Origin of the sequence: Enterococcus sp. 2G9_DIV0600 (assembly GCF_002140615.1) — a bacterium.
Classification (GTDB): domain Bacteria; phylum Bacillota; class Bacilli; order Lactobacillales; family Enterococcaceae; genus Enterococcus_D; species Enterococcus_D innesii.
The window spans coordinates 1,211,052-1,229,681 of the sequence record NZ_NGLL01000001.1 but is presented as its reverse complement, the minus strand read 5'-3'; the positions used below and the strand labels follow the sequence as shown (position 1 = coordinate 1,229,681).

Annotated in this window: 14 protein-coding genes and 2 pseudogenes; 2 read left to right on the top strand and 14 right to left on the bottom strand. The window is 43.2% G+C overall.

What is annotated here, in order from left to right; all coding sequences use genetic code 11:
* Positions 1–12: 12 nt before the first annotated feature.
* The 12 genes and pseudogenes from kdpA to A5870_RS05810 form a co-directional block, all read right to left on the bottom strand.
* Positions 13–1,697 (bottom strand): annotated as a pseudogene (gene kdpA / locus A5870_RS05845) (potassium-transporting ATPase subunit KdpA).
* Between the two features lie 265 nt (positions 1,698–1,962).
* Positions 1,963–2,178 carry an LPXTG cell wall anchor domain-containing protein gene (locus tag A5870_RS17855; RefSeq protein WP_254907655.1) on the bottom strand — a complete coding sequence of 72 codons (216 nt, stop codon included), beginning with the start codon at positions 2,176–2,178 and terminating at the stop codon, positions 1,963–1,965.
* A 135-nt stretch (positions 2,179–2,313) separates the two neighbouring features.
* Positions 2,314–3,957, bottom strand: a pseudogene (locus A5870_RS17850) (bacterial Ig-like domain-containing protein); the annotation flags it as partial.
* 15 nt (positions 3,958–3,972) lie between these two features.
* On the bottom strand, positions 3,973–5,481 hold the full coding sequence (locus A5870_RS17845) for a bacterial Ig-like domain-containing protein (protein WP_242595992.1): 1,509 nt from the start codon (positions 5,479–5,481) through the stop codon (positions 3,973–3,975).
* Positions 5,482–5,601: 120 nt separating this feature from the next.
* A complete protein-coding gene (locus A5870_RS17840; RefSeq protein WP_010747899.1) occupies positions 5,602–7,890 on the bottom strand; it encodes a hypothetical protein in 2,289 nt (762 codons plus the stop codon).
* Positions 7,891–7,917: 27 nt separating this feature from the next.
* Positions 7,918–8,646, bottom strand: a complete 729-nt coding sequence (locus A5870_RS05835; protein ID WP_010747898.1) for a LytTR family transcriptional regulator DNA-binding domain-containing protein — start codon at positions 8,644–8,646, stop codon at positions 7,918–7,920.
* Positions 8,647–9,260: 614 nt separating this feature from the next.
* Positions 9,261–10,295, bottom strand: coding sequence for a DUF916 and DUF3324 domain-containing protein (locus A5870_RS05830; RefSeq protein WP_081116763.1), 1,035 nt, complete (start codon positions 10,293–10,295; stop codon positions 9,261–9,263).
* 111 nt (positions 10,296–10,406) lie between these two features.
* The gene (locus A5870_RS05825) at positions 10,407–11,054 is read right to left on the bottom strand and encodes a WxL domain-containing protein (protein WP_010747896.1); all 648 of its coding nucleotides are present in this window, start codon (positions 11,052–11,054) and stop codon (positions 10,407–10,409) included.
* The gene (locus tag A5870_RS05820; protein WP_010747895.1) at positions 11,051–11,359 is read right to left on the bottom strand and encodes a hypothetical protein; all 309 of its coding nucleotides are present in this window, start codon (positions 11,357–11,359) and stop codon (positions 11,051–11,053) included. Before A5870_RS05820 ends, A5870_RS05825 begins: the two co-directional genes overlap by 4 nt.
* Positions 11,360–11,373: 14 nt before the next feature.
* Positions 11,374–11,796, bottom strand: coding sequence for a WxL domain-containing protein (locus tag A5870_RS17585; RefSeq protein WP_252086090.1), 423 nt, complete (start codon positions 11,794–11,796; stop codon positions 11,374–11,376).
* A 21-nt stretch (positions 11,797–11,817) separates the two neighbouring features.
* Complete coding sequence (locus tag A5870_RS05815) at positions 11,818–12,843, bottom strand: adhesive domain-containing protein (RefSeq protein WP_242595990.1); 1,026 nt, start codon at positions 12,841–12,843, stop codon at positions 11,818–11,820.
* Between the two features lie 102 nt (positions 12,844–12,945).
* On the bottom strand, positions 12,946–13,326 hold the full coding sequence (locus A5870_RS05810) for an LPXTG cell wall anchor domain-containing protein (protein ID WP_086292105.1): 381 nt from the start codon (positions 13,324–13,326) through the stop codon (positions 12,946–12,948).
* Between A5870_RS05810 and A5870_RS05805 the strand changes: the two genes are divergently transcribed.
* On the top strand, positions 13,326–14,051 hold the full coding sequence (locus A5870_RS05805) for an Rgg family transcriptional regulator (protein ID WP_086292104.1): 726 nt from the start codon (positions 13,326–13,328) through the stop codon (positions 14,049–14,051). The two genes, A5870_RS05810 and A5870_RS05805, sit on opposite strands and share 1 nt — an antisense overlap.
* A 72-nt stretch (positions 14,052–14,123) precedes the next feature.
* Here A5870_RS05805 and A5870_RS05800 read toward each other — a convergent pair whose 3' ends face one another.
* Complete coding sequence (locus A5870_RS05800) at positions 14,124–15,686, bottom strand: polysaccharide deacetylase family protein (protein ID WP_170924021.1); 1,563 nt, start codon at positions 15,684–15,686, stop codon at positions 14,124–14,126.
* A gap of 234 nt (positions 15,687–15,920) precedes the next feature.
* Between A5870_RS05800 and A5870_RS05795 the strand changes: the two genes are divergently transcribed.
* Complete coding sequence (locus A5870_RS05795) at positions 15,921–16,595, top strand: CPBP family intramembrane glutamic endopeptidase (protein WP_086292102.1); 675 nt, start codon at positions 15,921–15,923, stop codon at positions 16,593–16,595.
* Positions 16,596–16,673: 78 nt separating this feature from the next.
* Here A5870_RS05795 and A5870_RS05790 read toward each other — a convergent pair whose 3' ends face one another.
* On the bottom strand, positions 16,674–18,629 hold the full coding sequence (locus A5870_RS05790) for a MucBP domain-containing protein (protein WP_430599463.1): 1,956 nt from the start codon (positions 18,627–18,629) through the stop codon (positions 16,674–16,676).
* Position 18,630: the final 1 nt, after the last annotated feature.

The window sequence follows — 18,630 nt, the reverse complement described above, 5'->3', positions numbered from 1 at the left end:
TTTTTCTCTCTCCTATTTCGTTGTAAAGAAGTCTGCGATTGGACCTAAAGCCATCGCTGGTAAAAAGCTCAGTGCACCGATCACGATGATCACAATGATCAGCATCGTGACAAAGACTGGACTCGTGGTTGACAAGGTTCCTTCATTACGAACGGTTTTCTTTTTGGCCCCCATGTTTTCTGCCAGATATAAAATGGCTGCGATGGGAACGAAACGTGAAACGAACATCAAGATACTACCCAAACTATTTAGGAAAACAGTATCTGCGGTCAAGCCGCCAAAGGCACTCCCGTTATTGTTGCTGAAGGAAGTTGCTGCATACAACAGTTCGCTAAAGCCATGGGCGCCTTGGTTGGTTAGCCAGCTCATGATGTCAGGATGCAAGGTCATCAACATAGCCCCGAAAAGAGTCAGTAGCAATGGCGTCAAAATAACGATACTCGTCATTTTAATGTCAAAAGCTTCGATTTTTTTGCCGATATATTCAGGTGTTCGTCCGACTAATAAACCAGCGATAAAGACCGTCAATAATAGAAAAGCGATCATGCCATAAAGTCCGCTTCCGACACCACCAAAGATGATTTCCCCCAGCTGCATCAAGAACATCGGGATCGCACCCCCGAGTGGTGTGAAACTATCCAGCATGGCATTGACTGATCCATTGGAAGCAGCGGTGGTACTCACTGCCCAGAGACTCGACCAACCGATACCGAAACGTACTTCTTTGCCTTCTAGATTGGCATTCCCAAGCACTTGACTGAATTGCGGTCCATAAGCTTCACTGATCCACTGATCACTACGCCAATAAAAGCCAGGATCAAAAAGACGGTTGCGGTGATCAAGATCGTACGTCCTTGTTTCCACTCTTTGATCCAAAAGCCAAAGGCAAAAATCAAAGCAGCTGGCAGCAACAAGATCGCTAAGTTTTCTAAAAAATTACTGAACATCGTTGGGCTTTCAAATGGATGAGCAGCGTTGGCGCCAAAGAAACCGCCGCCGTTAGTCCCTAATTGCTTGATGGCGATTTGACTCGCTACTGGTCCGAGCGCCATCCAAAAGGATTCTCCCTCAAATCCATTGACTTCCACGCCGCTACTGAACGTTTGAACGACACCTTGAGACAGGAGCAAGATCGCTAACATCAATGAAAGTGGCAAAAGGATATAGAGCAAGGAACGGGTGATGTCTTGCCAAAAATTCCCTACCGTACGTTTTTGTTTTTGCTGCAGCCCACGAATCAAGGCACACAATACGGCTAGTCCTACTGCCGCTGACAAGAAATTTTGCACCGTTAATCCTAATGCTTGGGAAAGATTGGTCAGTGCTTCTTCCCCAGCGTAAGCTTGCCAGTTCGTGTTCGTCACAAAACTGACGGCTGTGTTCAATGCTAAGTCAAAGGACATATTCTCAACGGCTGCCCCTTGCGGTAACCAGTGCTGAACCATCAATAATCCGGTCAAGCCGATGATGGAAAAGACACTGACGGCCAAGACGGACAATAGATAGGTTTTGGCGGTCATTTCTTTTTTACTGACCGAACCAATCACTCGATAGGTCAACCGTTCAATGGGTTGAATAAAGCGGACAAACCGCGGTGTTTTTCCTTGCATGATTTCTTTGATATACCAGCCCAAAGGAACCGCTGCTGCTAGTAAGATCAGTAAAAATAAAAAGCCTTGCACAAAATAGCTACTCATCGTTCTCCCCCCTCAAACAAGTACCAAAAGAGATAGATCATTACGATCACTCCGATTATTCCTAAAACAAGATTCATATTCTTCACTCCTTCATAACGTAAGCATACGCAAAAAGAAATAAAAATAGTGTAAATCTTCTGCTAGCATCTTTATATCTTCTTTATACGGCTGCTTATCGGACAAGAAAACCGCAATACAGCAGGTATTTTAAAAAACAAAAACAGCGGATATCCTTCACGATATCCGCTGTTAGAGTCATTGCGACTTATTTCGTTCTTCTGCTTTTGTTCGTGTGTTTCTTACGAAAGAAGACGATCCCCGCTAGTGCAACAAGGCTCACTCCTGCAATCGAATAGCCTTGAGTGATGGCTGTACCGGTCTTTGGTAACACCCGTTTGTCCTTTGCGGTCGCTTTGGTTTGTTTGCCAGTCTGCCCTTCATTCGTTGGTTTTTCTTGCCCTTTGTTAGAATCATCTTTCACTGGCTGCTTATCGTTCTCCTCTGGTTTTTCTGCTTTTTCAATGACTTTAATCGTCGCTGTGGCGGTGACTGCTTCTTGTGAGTCAGTACCAAATAAGCGTGCGAAAAAGTTAGGAGTTGCTGCTTCATCAGTGACGATTGAATAAGTGACTTGATAGGTGCCCGTTTTCTTCGTATCCACCGAACCGCCCACCAGCAGTTGCTCCAATGCGAGTGACTTACCGTCACGATCTGTAGCGGAGACAAAATTGTCGGCTGCTGTCCAGTTATCACCGACATAAATCACGCTATCTTTCACAGTCACAGACGTTTGATCTGCCAACACGGTGATCGTTGCAGTTGCTTCAGCTTTGCCTTTGCGATAGATGACTTGGTATTTTCCAGGCACATCAGTATTGACTATACCGCTAATCAATACTTGATCATAATCGACTGCTTGTCCGCTTTTATCTGTTGCCGAGACAAAATTATCGACGGCTTGCCACTTCTCTCCTTCATAGATCGTACTATCTTTTGCTACGACCGTTTCTTCGTGAGCAACCACAGTGATTGTCGCTATGTCGCTGACTTTTCCATTCGTATAAGTGACTTCGTATGTGCCTTCTTGATTGGTATCGACGGTACCAGTAACGATCACTCCTGATAATTCAACCGTTGCTCCTGTTTTGTCTGTGGCTGAGACAAAGTTGTCGGCAGCTTCCCAATCGTCGCCGACATACAGAGTACTGTCTTTGGCTTTGACACTCGTTTGATCAGCTAACACGGTGATCGTGGCAGTCGCTTCGGCTTTGCCGTTGCGATAAATCACTTCATATTTCCCTGGTGTGGCGCTATCGACTGTACCTACTGTTGTGATATCAGCCAGTTTTACTGCGTTGCCGTCTTTATCTGTTGCCGATACAAAATTGTCGGCGGCTTGCCAGTCATCGCCTTCATAAATCGTACTATCTTTAGCAACTACCGTTTCTTGGTTGGCAACGACCGTAATCGTCGCCGTTGCTTTTACTTTTCCGTTTAGATAAACCACTGGATATTTACCTTCTTTGGAAGTATCAACTGAGCCACTAACGGTCACTCCTGAAAATGGTAGGTTTGCTCCCGTTTTGTCTGTGGCTGAGACAAAATTGTCGGCAGCTTCCCAATCGTCGCCGATATACAGAGTACTGTCTTTGGCTTTGACACTCGTTTGATCAGCTAACACGGTGATCGTGGCTTTCGCTTCGGCTTTGCCATTGCGATAAACCACTTCATATCTGCCTGCTTTAGAGGTGTCAACTGTGCCGTCAACGGTTACTTCTGTTAGCGGCAATGCCTTGCCGTCTTTGTCTGTTGCGGAAAGAAAATTATCCGCGGCTTCCCATGAGTCACCTACATACAACGTACTGTCTTTAGCTGCCACCGTTTCTTGGTTCGCAACAACCGTGATCGTCGCTGTTGCTTTTTGATTGCCGTTTTGATAAACCACTGGATATTGACCTTCTTTGGAAGTATCCACGGTTCCACTAACGGTCACATTTGAAAATGGTACATTCGCTCCTGATTTGTCCGTTGCCGAAACAAAGTTGTCGATTGCTTGCCAGTCATCACCAACATACAAGGTGCTATCTTTGGCTGTAACTGAAGTTTGATCAGCTAGAACAGTGATCGTGGCTTTCGCTTCAGCTTTGCCATTGCGATAAATGACTTGGTATTCTCCTGGTACTTTCGTATCCACGTCACCACTGGTGGTGAGCTCTGCCAAGCTTAACGGTTGCCCCTTCTTATCCGTTGCTGAAACAAAATTATCCGCAAGTTCCTACGCATCTCCAACATAAAGTGTACTATCCTTGGCAACGACGGTTTCTTGATTGGCAACCACGGTGATCGTCGCTGTTGCTTTTTGATTGCCGTTTTGATAAACCACTGGATATTGACCTTCTTTGGAAGTATTCACGGTTCCACTAACAGTCACATTTGAAAATGGTACATTCGCTCCAGTTTTGTCCGTTGCCGAAACAAAGTTATCAGCAGCTTGCCAGTCATCACCGACATATAAGGTACTGTCTTTAGCTTTGACCGAAGTTTGGTCCGCTAAGACCGTGATCGTGGCAGTTGCTTCGGCTTTGCCATTGCGATAAATGACTTGGTATTCTCCTGGTGTGTCCGTATCAACTTCGCCGTTGATAGTCACTTCTGCGATTGTCACTGCATTGCCGTCTTTATCCGTTGCCGATAGAAAATTATCAGCTGCTGTCCATGCATCGCCCACATATAACGTGCTGTCTTTGGCTGCTACCGTTTCTTGGTTGGCAACCACGGTGATCGTCGCTGTTTGGCTAACGCTACCGTTGATGTATTTGACCTCATAGGTGCCAACGTTTGTCGTGTCGACCTCGCCATTGACGGTAATTTCCGAGAAGGTCAACGCATTGCCGTGTTTGTCTGTCGCTGAAACAAAGTTGTCTTCAGCATGCCATTCATCTCCCACGTAGATCGTGCTATCTTTGGCGTCGATCGTCGACAAGTCTTCTTCTGGTGTGATGCCGACAGAAAGATGATTGCCCGTCCGGTTCACTTGCACCTCTTTACCAAGCTGAAGTTCCTGTGGTATGACGTAACCTTCTGGGACGTAGGAAACATAAAGCGTATAGTTCCCCGTATAAATATCAGTTAATTGGTATTCTCCATTTTCATCCGTTACGACAGAAACGATATCTCCAGTCAATTGATTCCAAAGCGTCAAAGTAACCCCCGCAATCTTCTCAGTTGGCTCTTCAGTATTATAAACATCAAGCGTCGCATTGGTTTTGTAGATGATCCCACTGGAATCGCCTGCCGAAAATTGCAGATTGGTCACCGTCGAGGTAGCCGTCCGTTTGGCTTCCGACAAGGTATCGATCGTATCAGAAACGATCGTCGCTGAGGCTGAGATTTGGCCGGCATTTTGGGAAAGCACATTGTAGCTGATTTCGATGTTTTTCGTTAGAACATAGTTTGAAAAGACAAGCTGTACGTTCCCATCAACTTCTTTGACTTCATAGCTGTCATCTGGCACATTCGAAACAGTGATCGATCCTAAATCGATTTCGCCATTGGTGTTCCCTAACGATTTTAAAAGGATCGTTGGATTTGCTACTTTTTTCGAGCCATCATCGATATTTTTTGTCGTGACCTTGACCTGCGTCATGTTTTTCGTATTATTGACGGTATTTTGCGTAATGCCAATAATATCTGTCGCCGTATTGGATACTGAAACTGTGGCTGTGCCTTGTTGATTATTAGATAACGGTTCTTTTGCATAACCAGGTACATAAATCGTACTCATTTCCTGCCATCCATTGGCGTATTGATAAGCAATAATGTAGCGCCGATTGGTCGTCCCAAAATCAAAGGTATAATAGTTGGTTTCTTCATCATGGGTGATCGTTGGATAATTCGGATCGCTTTACTTCATGGCTTGATTATTATAAGCGCCGCGATCCCAATATTGCGGATAAATGCCGTTTACTTGATCATTGGAAACATCAATGATCGAAAAAACAACCTCCGTGTTTTTCGGAACATGGGTCTCCACAGTCAAATCACTGATGGTATCTTGACGCGCGTTGACTAAAAACTGATTCTTACTGCTTTGGAGCGTGCGTTCAGAATACAGCTTTCTTCCGGTATAGACGGAGGTATGAACCGTGTCAAGTCCCGTTGCGGAAATCGTGATTGGAATTGTATCATTAGGAATCGATTTTGTCGGTGCTAAACTGTCTGGCACGTAATTGAAGCCAATATCAAATTGAACGGAATAGGTAATGGGCGACGTAAAGGTGACCATCGTTCCGCCTGCTACTTCTTCAATCGTATAATCTTTTCCTAATGTGTAGTAAAAACTGACTTTTGGTACCTTTCTCAAAGAAAGATACTCTGGGTGTTCAATAAACATTTGTAAATTTTCGATTGGTTGTGAGTTACTGCCTTCGATGTTGATGGAAGTATCACTCATGTAAGCACCATTTTGATCATAATTTCCCCAAGCCGTTTCAGCATTGTTGGGATTAAGAACACTGATTGGTTCGACATAGTTGTCTTCAACGATTTTGAATTCTCTATTGGCGATCAACGGTGTCGAGACATTGAGAATGATATCTTTCTGATCAAAGGGTACGGTTACGTTCGTGGAACCAAGAGTGAGATTGCTGTCTTTTGTAGCGGTCACAATCAGTTTGTCCCCACTATTTTCGACAGAAAAATAATCCGAAAAAGTCACATTTTGATAGAAGGCATCTCTTGCTGTTAACTGTTTCGCCGTGATCGGCTGTCCGTTTTGACTCGAAAGGATGATTTGTTGACCAGCTTTCATCTCCGTCGGCATTTGATGAATTGATACATAGTAGTTTCCTTTAGAAAGGCCATTCATAAAACTGGCAGAAGCAACCCCCATATAATACCTAGAATCGACTTCTTTTTCATCTTTGCTGGTTTTTGCGATAAAGGAAAACCCTCTGTTTTGGGCAGTTGTTTGTTTTAGCTGTACCGAACCAAATCCGGTCGTTGGATACCCTTTTGAAAAAGAAGCAGTATAATCCGTCAGCTCGGTCAGGCTCATCGTAAATTGATAAGAAACCCCATAAGCCTTTTGTTTGTCCATCTGTTTGACTTCAACGGCAGTATTGTAAAGACTATTTGAAGTGATCGTATAGTCCGTCCCTTCGACTAATGCTGTCTGTGTTTCTGGTTTGATCTTTCCTTTGATATCCACCTCATAGCTGAAAACTTTTAACGGTTGGGTCTCAATCTTTTTGAAGGAAGCCCCCGGCGTATCAACCAAATTCAGTGAAAGAGTTTCAGTTCCAGATAATGTCCGATCGTTATTGTAGTAGACCATTCCTTCCATCCCAAAGACATTTTTTTCTGACACATATTGAATCGGATCGACCTCTTCATACAAATCAATCGCATAGCTTGTCTGGTTTTGATCGCCGATCTCAATCGTTAGCTGAGGCTTATCTTCTGAATATAGATAACTAGTCAACTCGATCGAAAAAGAGGCATCATGAACCGATTGATTAAACGTGATCATCAGTTGATGAGCTGCACTATCTACAGCCCACGATGCATTGATCGCTTCATTGGTTTCTTGCACATCACTAAAGCCAAGGCCTTGCGGCAAGTCAAAAACAGCAGTGGTGCCAGCGAAATAATCTTTGTCATTGATTTCAAAATCCAATTTCAGTTTCACTGGACTATTGTTTAAGATTCGTGTTTCTTCCGTTCGGCTGAATTCTTCGCCAGCAATGGTCAGCAGGGTGCCTTTTTCCAAAAGTTCTTGGTCATTGATGCGCGTGCTGATACGAGGTGTCTGTTGCTCTTCTTTGGTTTCTTTTGAATCGGATGTTGAAGAACTTTCTTGTCTCGCATGGCTAGAATCTTCCGTTCTATTTGAGGAAGCCGATGTGCTCGTTTCACTTGGTTCCGTGTTTTCTGAACCAGCTGATGATTCCTCTTTGCTCGCTTCGGAAGAATAATCTGTTTGAGCATCCTCAGCTGCTTGTGCTTCGTTTCCGTTAGCTTCATTTGTCGATTCAGTCATCGTTTCTAGTAGTTGATCTGATTTGTCTAGCGTGTTGACGGTCTGTTCTTGTTCGGTTGTTTCCGCTATCGCCATGACCGGAGTGATCACTTGAGTGATTCCTAGTGCGGTAACAACGATGCCATGACGAATTCTTTTGCTTCTCTTATTCATTTTTTCCTCCAGTAAATGTATGTAATTTTAACTGATTGCCTTACGGATTTTTTTCCCGACTTCTAACTCTTCTCCATTAAAAAAGCACAAAACATTGTTTGTTCGATCGATCATTTTGATTTGTCGCGCATTGATAATGTAAGATTTAAAGACGTTATAATACTCTGGCAGCTCTAATTGTTTGATCACCTTCAAGGAAGTTTCGAGAAATTCGATCGACTTTTTTTGGTGAAAAGCAATTCGGTTTCGCTCTCCTTTGATCGTTGTAATATAGTTGATTGCTTCTGCATCAACCACCATCAACTCTCTTTTACTGACGATTTTTAATAAGTGCTTTTTTCCGAGTAAGGATCGTTTGACTTCGATCGCTTCCGTTAATAAATTTTTTAGCTGCATTGCCACCTCCTTTTCTTTTGTATCGATGATCCCTAAAGGACAGATAAGATTCAGCTTCTTGATTTCGATTTTGGAGGCATAGGCACCATAAAAAGCGATTTGACACTTTTTGCATTGTTCCCTCAAGCTTCCTGCTAATTGAAAACTTCGATCAAATCCTTTCATTTCAATGGAAAATAAGAAGAGGTCGTTCACATCTGTTAGGTATCCGTCAAGAAAAGGGGCTAGTGCTTCAGGCGAAAGAATCTCAACTAAATAATGCGGAACACGACTTTCCGTAATCATTTTCTTCATCAAATTCTCATTAAAAAAGTTGTCATCTACTATATAAACAGCGAAATTGCTCAAATTTGCAGACATCTTAATTCTCCTTTTTGTATCATTTCTAATTGTATTCTTAATCAAAAATGCCTGCTTGCACTTTCAAACGAATTAACGAAACATTCATGCAAAAAAGGTAGTTTAAATTAAAAACAAAGTAAGAAAAGACGCTGTAATTGGTCTAAACCTATTATAGATAAAAAGACACGCTAAAGAGTTTTCTTAAAGCTTTTATAAGGGAGTAAGCGTAGCCAACAAAAAAATATTATGTTTTTTTAACAATATCTACGACAGACTTTCAGGGAAGCGGAAACACTTTTAGGTAAAGTTTTATGATAATTCCATGTGAAAAAAAACGATTTGAACCCAACATCACAAACGTTATTTATTTTCCACTGGATGCTTCTCTCCTTTCAACGATTGAAGAACAATTATTCATCAGTGATGACATGACCTCCTATTGGTTAATGTCAAAATTTCCCCTTCACTGTTCTCAACAAAATGTGCGGAACACGAAAAAACCATTTATTCTCAATGATAAATGGTTTTCTTTGCGATTCTTTTCATGAGTGGTGCTGCTTTTAGCTATTTGAAAACATTTCTTACTATAATAGTAGACTTTTCCTGCAACCACCGTTGATTTCCACTACCTGCTAGTCATCACTTTTTTTCAATGCTCGCTTCAGCTTGCGATTATGCCAAATCAAATAGGCGATGATCAGACATAAAACACCACCAATCGATAAATAGAGTAGGATCGGCGAAGAGGTTTCTTCAATACTGACATCTTGCTCGTTTCTTTCTTGCGCTTCTTGACTTTTAACTTGAAAGGTAGGCTCTCCTTGCCATTGTTGATCAGCTGCTTTGAGGGTCGTTTTTATTTCATACTCTCCTGATTGCAGTTCGTTTCCATCTAATGGCAGTGCGTAATTCATTAACGCATTGGGCGCTAATTGGATCTCTTTTTCCCCTTTGATCGCTGTTGCTTGTCCATCATGAAACACTTCATAAGCAAGCGTGGCCTTACTAAGATAATTTGCCGCTGTATTTTCCACCGCTAAGATGATGACATTGCGGCGATTGATTTCTTCCAGATGTGCTTCCTCAATTCGGACCGCTGGTGGGATGTCGGTCTCTTTGTTACGGAGCAACACCGCCACTTCTCTGGCTAGTAGGTTTTGGACATTTCCTTGAAATTCTTCACTGCCGGTTTGCTGGACGTATAGTCCCCCTGCCAAAATCCCATCAAAGGATTCAGATGGCATCTGGACTGTCAAGGTGATTTCTTTTTGCTCATTAGGGGCTAACGAAAGGGTTTCATCACTTAAAGTGACGAGTTCTTCGATCGCGTACGGAGCAGAAGGCGTTGCTTCCTCATTTGCCCCAGAGTACTCAACGACACCCGTCATGTTCGTGACCGCTCGATTAAAGGATAGCTGTAGATTGATTGGTTGCTCGCTTTTATTGGAAACCATGACCGCTAGTTTTTCTTCTGCCTTGGGCTCCAGCAACAAATCATAGTACATCAGCTCTTTGTCCCGCTGTGACTCTGGCAATTTGATTTGAACATCGAAGGTATCCAGTGAATCTGCTGCCCCCGTACTGCTCGTACCAATGAAAAATAAGACCGTTAGAATACTTACTACCCAATACTGAAATCCTTTGCCTCGAACTTTCTTCTGATGCATCCTGTCAGATCCTTTCTACACGATATAGGAAAGAAAAATCAGCTAGCATAAAAAGCAGCCGCTCAGGCAAGCTGCTTTTTTTCTGCTAACTGTTACGCAATAACTACTGCCCTATGGGGTCGTCGGCGCACTGCTGATCGTCCAAACGAGGGTCGTTTGGTAGGTTGCTGATTGTTTTTCCGTATTAGCTGGGATCGAAAGGGTAAATTGTTCTAAAGGCATCGACGTTTCACCAATCCCTTCGCCAGCATTGGCGGTCAAGAACGCATACTCATTGTTGATCGCCGCAAAATCAAGCTCGCCATTGGCAATATCACTGGTTCCTGTTGGCGGCGAACTCAAGTTATTGGTCAACGTCCCCGTATCTACCGTTAATACCGCACCGTCCAACGTGCTGTCTCCTGCCGTAAATTGGGTTGCTTGCCGTACTTTGATCGCCCAAGAAGAGTTTGCCTGTCCTCGATTATCGCTGACCGCAACTGCCCCTCTTTGCAGCGTTGACCCATCCCCAGGTAGTCCAGTTCCATCCGTAGTAGCTACCCACGTTTCGGCATTTTCTGTTTGGATTTCATGGGCACCAAAATCTAAATTCGTTGGTAGCTGCGTATTGGGATCACTCCCGCCTTTATCCGGGTCAAACACGATGCCCCCAGAGGTATATTCTACGACACCGGTCGTGTCATCTGCTTGCACTGTCGCACCAATGCTAAGGGCAGTCAATACCCCCAATGCGCCTATTATCGTTTTCTTTGAACTCATTTTGCCATCCTCCTTTTTTTGATGCAAATGATCAATGTCAGACTAATGAAGAATCCGCCTATTACGGGCAGCCAAAAGTGATTGGTTTCTGCAAGCTGTGGCAGCGGTTCTTCTGCGTTAGTAACCGTTTCTTGACTGGTCGGTGGTTCAATTTCTTCATCAATGGAATCACTGCTAGCTGTTTCCGTTGGTCCTTCATAAAACTCAATGTTGCCGGTCGTCGTATTGGCTACTGCTGATGGAACGATACTGTAGAAACTGCCGATCATCAAAATCAGAAGCAGCACAAGGGAATTTTTTTTCATTCTGCTCTTCCTTTTCAAGGTGTATCAGAAACGGTCCACACGACTGTGGCGCGATACTGACCTTGAAATTTAGGTGTTTTCTCAGGTACAAATAAATTGAACTGGGAAAAATTAACAGTCAGTCCACCAGTCGATGCCGCATTTTCCAACGTCACCACATTTTTTTCGACATTTTGCTGCAGGGCAATCGTTGCATTATCAGGTAAAACCACTCGACCATCTGTAAATGTCGAATTGACAGTTCCAAGCTGAACTCTTAATTCGGCAGCTGGCAATGTTCGCGTGCCATTGACCCAATTGGTGGATTGTCTGACCTTGACTTGCCATTTTTTCTGACGATTGCGGGTATCATTGATCCGTAAAATCCCAGTTGTAGCTGCTGCGCTTTGGTCGCCGTTGGCGGTTGCCCGCCATGTCTCACTCTTTTTCGTTTGAATGGCATGTCGGCCAAAATTCAGCTAAGTCGGCAGATTCGTCCGATCCATCGTCAGTGCTTCGACCATGAAATAAATCATGGTTTGGCGACTGCTGATATTTAGCGCACTAAAGTTCAAGAGATTGATGTCCGTCGGCTTTGCCTTCAACACAGAAGCCGAAAAATTGGCGGTCCAATTTGCGGTCAACTGTCCTGGACCCGAAAGTAGCGTAGGAATTTGAACATCCGTTGCTCCTAAAACGGCTGCATCCGCCATTTGTTCTTGGACGGTTGCCAAATTATTTAACGCTGACGTTACAGTGTTAAGCAGGGTATTCAGCAACCCTTGCAGCAATGCACGAACGACACCACCAATATCGATGCCGATCACTCGGATCTGGGTATTTTGAATCGCCGTGCTTAAATTCCGTAAAATTTGCGGGACATTGGTTCCTAAAACGACACCGAGGTTCGAACTCATATTGGCATACAACGCTTCTCTTTGGGTGGTGAACTGCAACGGACTGCTTATTTCTACATTGCCTAAATTACCAACAGTTTTTAGCAAGGAAATTTGCTGATTGACAGCCGTTAAATCGATTTGCACGATCCCGAGATTGAAATTTAAGGAGCTGGTCAAGGAATCAAGCGCTGTTAAGATCGCATTCAAAAGCGGGACATTGGCAATATTGACTGTGGTCGACGTTTTGATAGCTGCTGATCCATTGGCACTGATGCTAGTTCTCAACTCTGCGGGGATCGCCAACAAAGCAAATTTATCCTCACCGTTGACATTGACAGAAGCGTTCAAACCCCCGTTCCCTTTGATCGAAAAAGTCACTGGTCGATTTGTCACACTGCCTGGCCAAGGAGCACTTGCTGAAGTACCACTTGTATTGGCACTCGTCAAATTGCTTAAAATTTCCACATCTAATACGTTCACTGCCGCCTCGGCTTCTTTGGTCGTTGTTAAAAGATACAAATTGACGAAACTGATGCTGGTCAACAAGAAAATCAACTGAGCGATCGTCCATTTGTAAAAACGTTTTTCCCTCCTTCTGCTTTCCATACCATTTCTAACCCTTTCTTTACGAAACGATGATCAATGCTTCAACGTTTTGATTCACTAGAGATACCAGCGGAGGATGTCCACTCCGCTGGTAAAGTCATGCTATTTTTGCTGGTCTTTTTTCTTTCTTGCTTTGAAGAACAAGCCGATTCCTCCGACAACGAAGACTGCTGCTCCAATCATTGAAGCGTACCAGGTTCCTTCTGATCCCGTTTTCGGCAAGAATTTACTTCCCCACCAGCTTTGGTTGTGATTGTTGCTGTTCCAATTATTGTTTCCCCAATTGCCCCAGTTGCCCCAAGCGCCGTTACTTCCGTCGGTACCATTCGTACCATCAGAACCATTGGTGCCATCCGTGCCATCGGTACCGTCCGTACCATCTGAACCATCCGTGCCATTGTCACCCATTGGTACCACGATTGGTGTTGCTGCACTGCGGTATTCTCTGCCACCTGCTGTTGCAAATCTTAGAAAATCTGTCAATGGATATCGATGAATTTCTCTATATCGCGAATGGCTATCGGCTGGATGAGCAAAACAGCTACAACCATCGGTACACGCAATATTCAAACAAGCACGATATCAACCAGTTACAAATTCTATTACAGGAGCTGCAGCAAACTTCTAGCCGACTTAACAATGTCCGCATCGCGGAGGTTCACTCACGGATTCGCATGCTGCAATGCTTGGCAGAGCATGGCGTCTATCGGAAACGTGCGGTTTTGGAATGTGATCGTCAAACGATTATCTCCTATCTCGTTGATGTTGAGAGCTGGACGTTACAAGAAATCCAACTCTTTGGCAACACCATCGATCTTTTGGACAACGACCATAATTTCCTCTTTTTCAAAAAAGTATCCAAGATGCTCGAATACTACATCGATATGGAAGTAGGTCGGGAAATTTATTGCGCACTACTGATCAATTTGATCGAATATACGCTAAAACACCAGCAATACGATGCGACGGAAGTTCTCGTCGTCCAATTAAAACTTTTGGCGACAGACTACAAAGAATTTTTCCACCAAGCCGTCTGCAAGTTTTTCCAAGGCGTGTTGCTCTTAAGAACCGGTGACAAAAAAGCAGGCAAAAGGATTATCACAAAGATGCTAGCTATCATGCGAGAATTGGATCAAGGTGCCCTTGCCGATGATTTTGCTTTACTGCTGGATGATGACTACCTCCGAGCATTTGCCTCCTCCGAGTGATAAAGCGGCAACTGCAGCGTTCGTTTAATAAAAAAAGGAAGTGATGATTGCCATCACTTCCTTTTTCAGCTATTAGCTAACACTGCGTTCGTCTGTTGCACCAAAGTATTGATACATTGGTTTTTGGCTGCCATTGAGCAATTGATCGACCGTCACAAATTCATAGCCTTGCGCTTTGAGTGCTTTGATGATGGCCGGCACGGCTTGAACAGATTTCGGATGAATATCATGTAGCAAAATAATCGATCCATCGTAAACATTGTTTTGGACGACCTTCAAAATCTTGTTTGGATCTTTCAGCTTCCAATCCTCGGTATCAACACTCCATTGAATGATCGATTTTCCTGCCGCTTGGGCGCTTTGCTGATCGATCGCCCCATACGGTGGGCGCAAATTCTTAGGCAAGACCCCTGTCGCCTGATAGATGGCTTTGTCCGTTTTGGTTATTTCCGCTTTGACCTCCTCTGGCGACAACGTATTTAATTGAGGATGAGAATAGGAGTGACTGGCAATTTCATGCCCTTCCTCATGGACTTTTTTCGCGACTTCAGGGTATCGATCCACCATTTGGCCTAATTCAAAGAACGTTGCCTTCACATCATTGTCTTTCAAGATTTTTAAGAGATCCAATGTCGAGGTATCATTTGGTCCATCATCGAAAGTCAACGCAACATATTTTTTGTTTTCGTCTAACATCGCTTGTTGCTCTTTCAATTGATCCGCATTGACAAGCTCTGGATCAATAAACGGTGCAATCTCTTTGTAAGCCAAAGTGATCTCGGCTACACCTGTTTGATTTTGCGGCAACTGGAGCGTTATTTTTTCAGGATCATAAGTAAACTTTGAATCATAGGTGATTCGGTCCATCCCCAAGACGGCATCAATGATTTTAGTCGGTTCTTTGGCTTGATCCAAAAGCTTTTGTTGAATCACTTGCTGGATCCCTAGCAAGCTGCCTTCATCTGGAACCAAGTCGTTCAAGGATAGTTCATTGCCAGTTTTCTCGGAAATAAAAATTGGATCGGCAACCACGCTATCCGCATCTTCAAACCGCCCAGTCTCCCGATTCCAAACATAGCTGTCCGCTTTTAAGGAATAGGTTGATACTTTTGATGCAACTGCTTGTGCTTGAATCCGAGCGATCGTAACGGTCTCTTTGTCGGCGTGTTTTTTGCATAGCTTGTTCGCCATGGTCGATAATTTCTTACTTGCATCCTTTACAGGGATGGCATTTTCTTCTTTTGGTCGGAAAATCAATTCTTTTTTGTCCCCATCAGACAATGTTTCAAGTTTTGCTGGAATTCCCTCTTTGGCCTGCTCTTCTTGGATCGATGCTAATAGCTTTTGCGCGGCAGCTTCATATTTTTCGCGTGCCAATGCTTCTTGCTGCTTCAATGTAAAGGCGATATAGCCCCCAGTGGCGATAATCACGATTGTCAGCAGCGTCATCAATGAAAAGAGATACTTGCGATGGGTTGGCTTCTTTTTAGAAACTTGACGATTGGCGGATGGCGTGCGTCTTGTCGTTCCCGTAGTTTGGTTTTGATGTGATTCGACCCTTGAAGTAGGTGCTTGTTTTTCAGAAGTCGCTTCTCTATGTTGTGAATTATTTGAATCATTGCTTGCTTTCTTCATAAACATTCTCCCTCAAACATAATAACGTAAACAAAATGTAACATAAGCGTAACAATATTTCAACAGTGTTACAGAGATTCTTATAAACTTCTCTTTTTGTTCACAAATTTTGAGAATTGTTCTTAGAAATCCTTTATTCTGCTTTTAAGAAAACCAATTCTGCCAAGTATGATATCGTGTTCACTGCTTTTTCTTTTTGTTTAAAAATAATGAGAGATATCTTTTTGTACTTTGATGCTTATTCTGTTTATAATTCAGCGTGTGACAATTACTTTAAAGGACGTGTTCAAAATGAAACACAAGTCAGCAACGTATTTATTTATTCTTACATTAGTCATCGGTTTAACCTATCAAATGCTTCCCTATACACCCCTAAGCGCTTCCGTTTTATCCATCATTGGTACTGTATGGAATGTGATTTTGGCATTTGGCGCAGGGTACTTCCTTTTACGAGGAACCTTTTTGGAACAATTCAAGCATTTTCGTTTCATCGTTTTATTATGGGGTGTCCCTTTCGTCATTTTGACTGGCGTGTTCTTTTCCTTTATTTATGCCGCTATTTTTGGACAACCAACAACCAACTCGATCAGCGAAACCATCACTGTCCAAATGGTCTTTTTACAAGTACCTTTCATGTTGATGGGAGAAGAATTGCTTAGCACCAACCTCTTGTTGGCGTTGCAGAAAAGAGGTCTTTCTTTTGCCTGGTCATCCATCATTTGCAGTGTGTTATTCGCTTTATGGCACATCCCAGCGTACGGTTTTCATCCAGCACAATTATTGATCACCTTGATGCCCGCAAGATTGGCACTCAACTACGTTTGGAAAAAATCCAATAGCGTATGGGTCAGCTGGATCTGCCATTTTCTTTATGATTCCCTGGGATTCATTTCATTTTTAGGTAAATAAGCAACAAAAAGGACAGCTGAAGCATAGCTGTCCTTTTTGATAGTCAGTAACGCCTTTCCCCAATGGCTTACTTAATCGCTATTTACGCTTTCTGAAATAAAGCCAGCTTGCCGTGGCGATAAAGAACAAACCAACTACAAACGGGATCAACGTCCCCTGTTCATCGGTCTGCGGCAATCTTTGTGCAGAAGCGCTTTTTTTCGAAACAACAGTCGCCGATGGTTCTTTTTCTTTTTTATCAGAAATAATGATGGTTGCTGCGTTTTCTTTTGTATAAACATACGTCACAGTTGCCTCTTCCTTACCGAATGTACCTTTGGCATTTTGCGGCAGCCGACTTTCGTCTACTATGTAGCCGTCGATTGTTAGTTGATATTTTTTTGTGCTGGCATCGTAAGACTCGCCCACGTTTCCACTGATCGTTTGTGAAGGATGAATTTCTTTGCCTTCTGTATCTACGTATTCGACCGTTACATCAGCTGCTGGTATCGGATTTTTTGTGTAGATGTAGATGATTGTTTGTGCTGTTTCGCTAAATACACCTTTACTATTTTCTGGTAATTGGCTTTCGTCTAAAGTGTAGTCTTCGATCGCTAGTTGAAATTCTTCTGTACTGGCATCGTAAGAGTCGCCTACGTTTCCTCTGATCGTTTGTGAAGCGTGTATTTCGTTGCCTTCTGTGTCCACATACTCGACCATCACATCCGCTGCTGGTACGGGATTTTTTGTGTAAATGTAGGTGACGGTTTGCGCGGTTTCACTAAATACGCCAGTACTGTTTTCTGGTAATTGGCTTTCGTCTAAGGTGTAGCCTTCAATCACTAATTGATAGTTCTTCGTGCTGGCATCGTAAGACTCACCTACGTTTCCACTGATCGTTTGTGAAGGGTGAATTTCATTGCCTTCTATGTCCACATACTCGACCGTTACATCCGCTGCTGGTATCGGATTCTTTGTATACACATAGGTGACGGTTTGTGCCGTTTCGCTAAATACGCCTTTACTATTTTCTGGCAATTGGCTTTTATCTAAAGTGTAGCCATCGATTGTTAGTTGATATTGTTCTGTACTAGCATCGTAAGAGTCACCCACGTTTCCACTGATCGTTTGTAAAGCGTGTATTTCTTTGCCTTCCGTATCCACGTACTCCACTTTTACATCAGCTGCTGGTATCGGATTTTTCGTGTAGATGTAGGTGACGGTTTGTGCTGTTTCGCTAAACACGCCTTTACTATTTTCTGGCAATTGGCTTTCGTCTAAGGTGTATCCATCGATCGATAGTTTATATTGATCTGTGCTGGCATCGTATGTATCACCTACATTACCGCTAATTTTTTCAGCAGCGTGAATTTCGTTGCCTTCTGTATCAACGTACTCGACCGTTACATCCGCTGCGGGTATCGGATTTTTTTTGTAAATGTAGGTAATTATTTGCTGGGTTTCACTAAATATGCCTTTGCTATTTTCTGGCAATTGGCTTTCATCTAGTGTATAGCCATCGATCGATAGTTTATATTGATCTGTGCTGGCATCGTAAGAGTCGCCTAGGTTTCCATTAATCGTTTGAGAAGCGTGAATTTCGTTGCCTTCTGTATCCACGTACTCCACTGTGACATCCGCTGCTGGTATCGGATTCTTTGTATAAACATAGGTGACGGTTTGTGCTGTTTCGCTAAACACACCTTTAAGATTTTCTGGTAATTGGCTTTCGTCTAAGGTGTAGCCTTCAATCACTAATTGATAGTTCTTCGTGCTGGCATCGTAAGAATCACCTACGTTTCCACTGATCGTTTGTGAAGGGTGAATTTCATTGCCTTCTGTATCTACGTACTCGACCGTGACATCTGCTGCTGGTATCGGATTTTTTGTGTAAATGTAGGTGATGGTTTGTGCTGTTTCACTAAATACGCCTTTACTGTTTTCTGGTAATTGGCTTTCGTCTAGGGTGTAACCGTCAATTGGTAACTTATACTCATCCGTACTAGCATCATATGAAGCACCAATGGTACCAGATAAAGTCTTCGTTTCATGGATT

Coding starts and splice junctions, on each gene's coding strand:
- A5870_RS17845 (WP_242595992.1), bottom strand. CDS start 5,481: ATGAGTACGATTTATGTACCTGGTTATGCAAAAGAACCGTTATCTAAT.
- A5870_RS17840 (WP_010747899.1), bottom strand. CDS start 7,890: ATGAATAAGAGAAGCAAAAGAATTCGTCATGGCATCGTTGTTACCGCA.
- A5870_RS05835 (WP_010747898.1), bottom strand. CDS start 8,646: ATGTCTGCAAATTTGAGCAATTTCGCTGTTTATATAGTAGATGACAAC.
- A5870_RS05830 (WP_081116763.1), bottom strand. CDS start 10,295: ATGCATCAGAAGAAAGTTCGAGGCAAAGGATTTCAGTATTGGGTAGTA.
- A5870_RS05825 (WP_010747896.1), bottom strand. CDS start 11,054: ATGAGTTCAAAGAAAACGATAATAGGCGCATTGGGGGTATTGACTGCC.
- A5870_RS05820 (WP_010747895.1), bottom strand. CDS start 11,359: ATGAAAAAAAATTCCCTTGTGCTGCTTCTGATTTTGATGATCGGCAGT.
- A5870_RS05815 (WP_242595990.1), bottom strand. CDS start 12,843: ATGGAAAGCAGAAGGAGGGAAAAACGTTTTTACAAATGGACGATCGCT.
- A5870_RS05805 (WP_086292104.1), top strand. CDS start 13,326: ATGGATATCGATGAATTTCTCTATATCGCGAATGGCTATCGGCTGGAT.
- A5870_RS05800 (WP_170924021.1), bottom strand. CDS start 15,686: ATGAAGAAAGCAAGCAATGATTCAAATAATTCACAACATAGAGAAGCG.
- A5870_RS05795 (WP_086292102.1), top strand. CDS start 15,921: ATGCTTATTCTGTTTATAATTCAGCGTGTGACAATTACTTTAAAGGAC.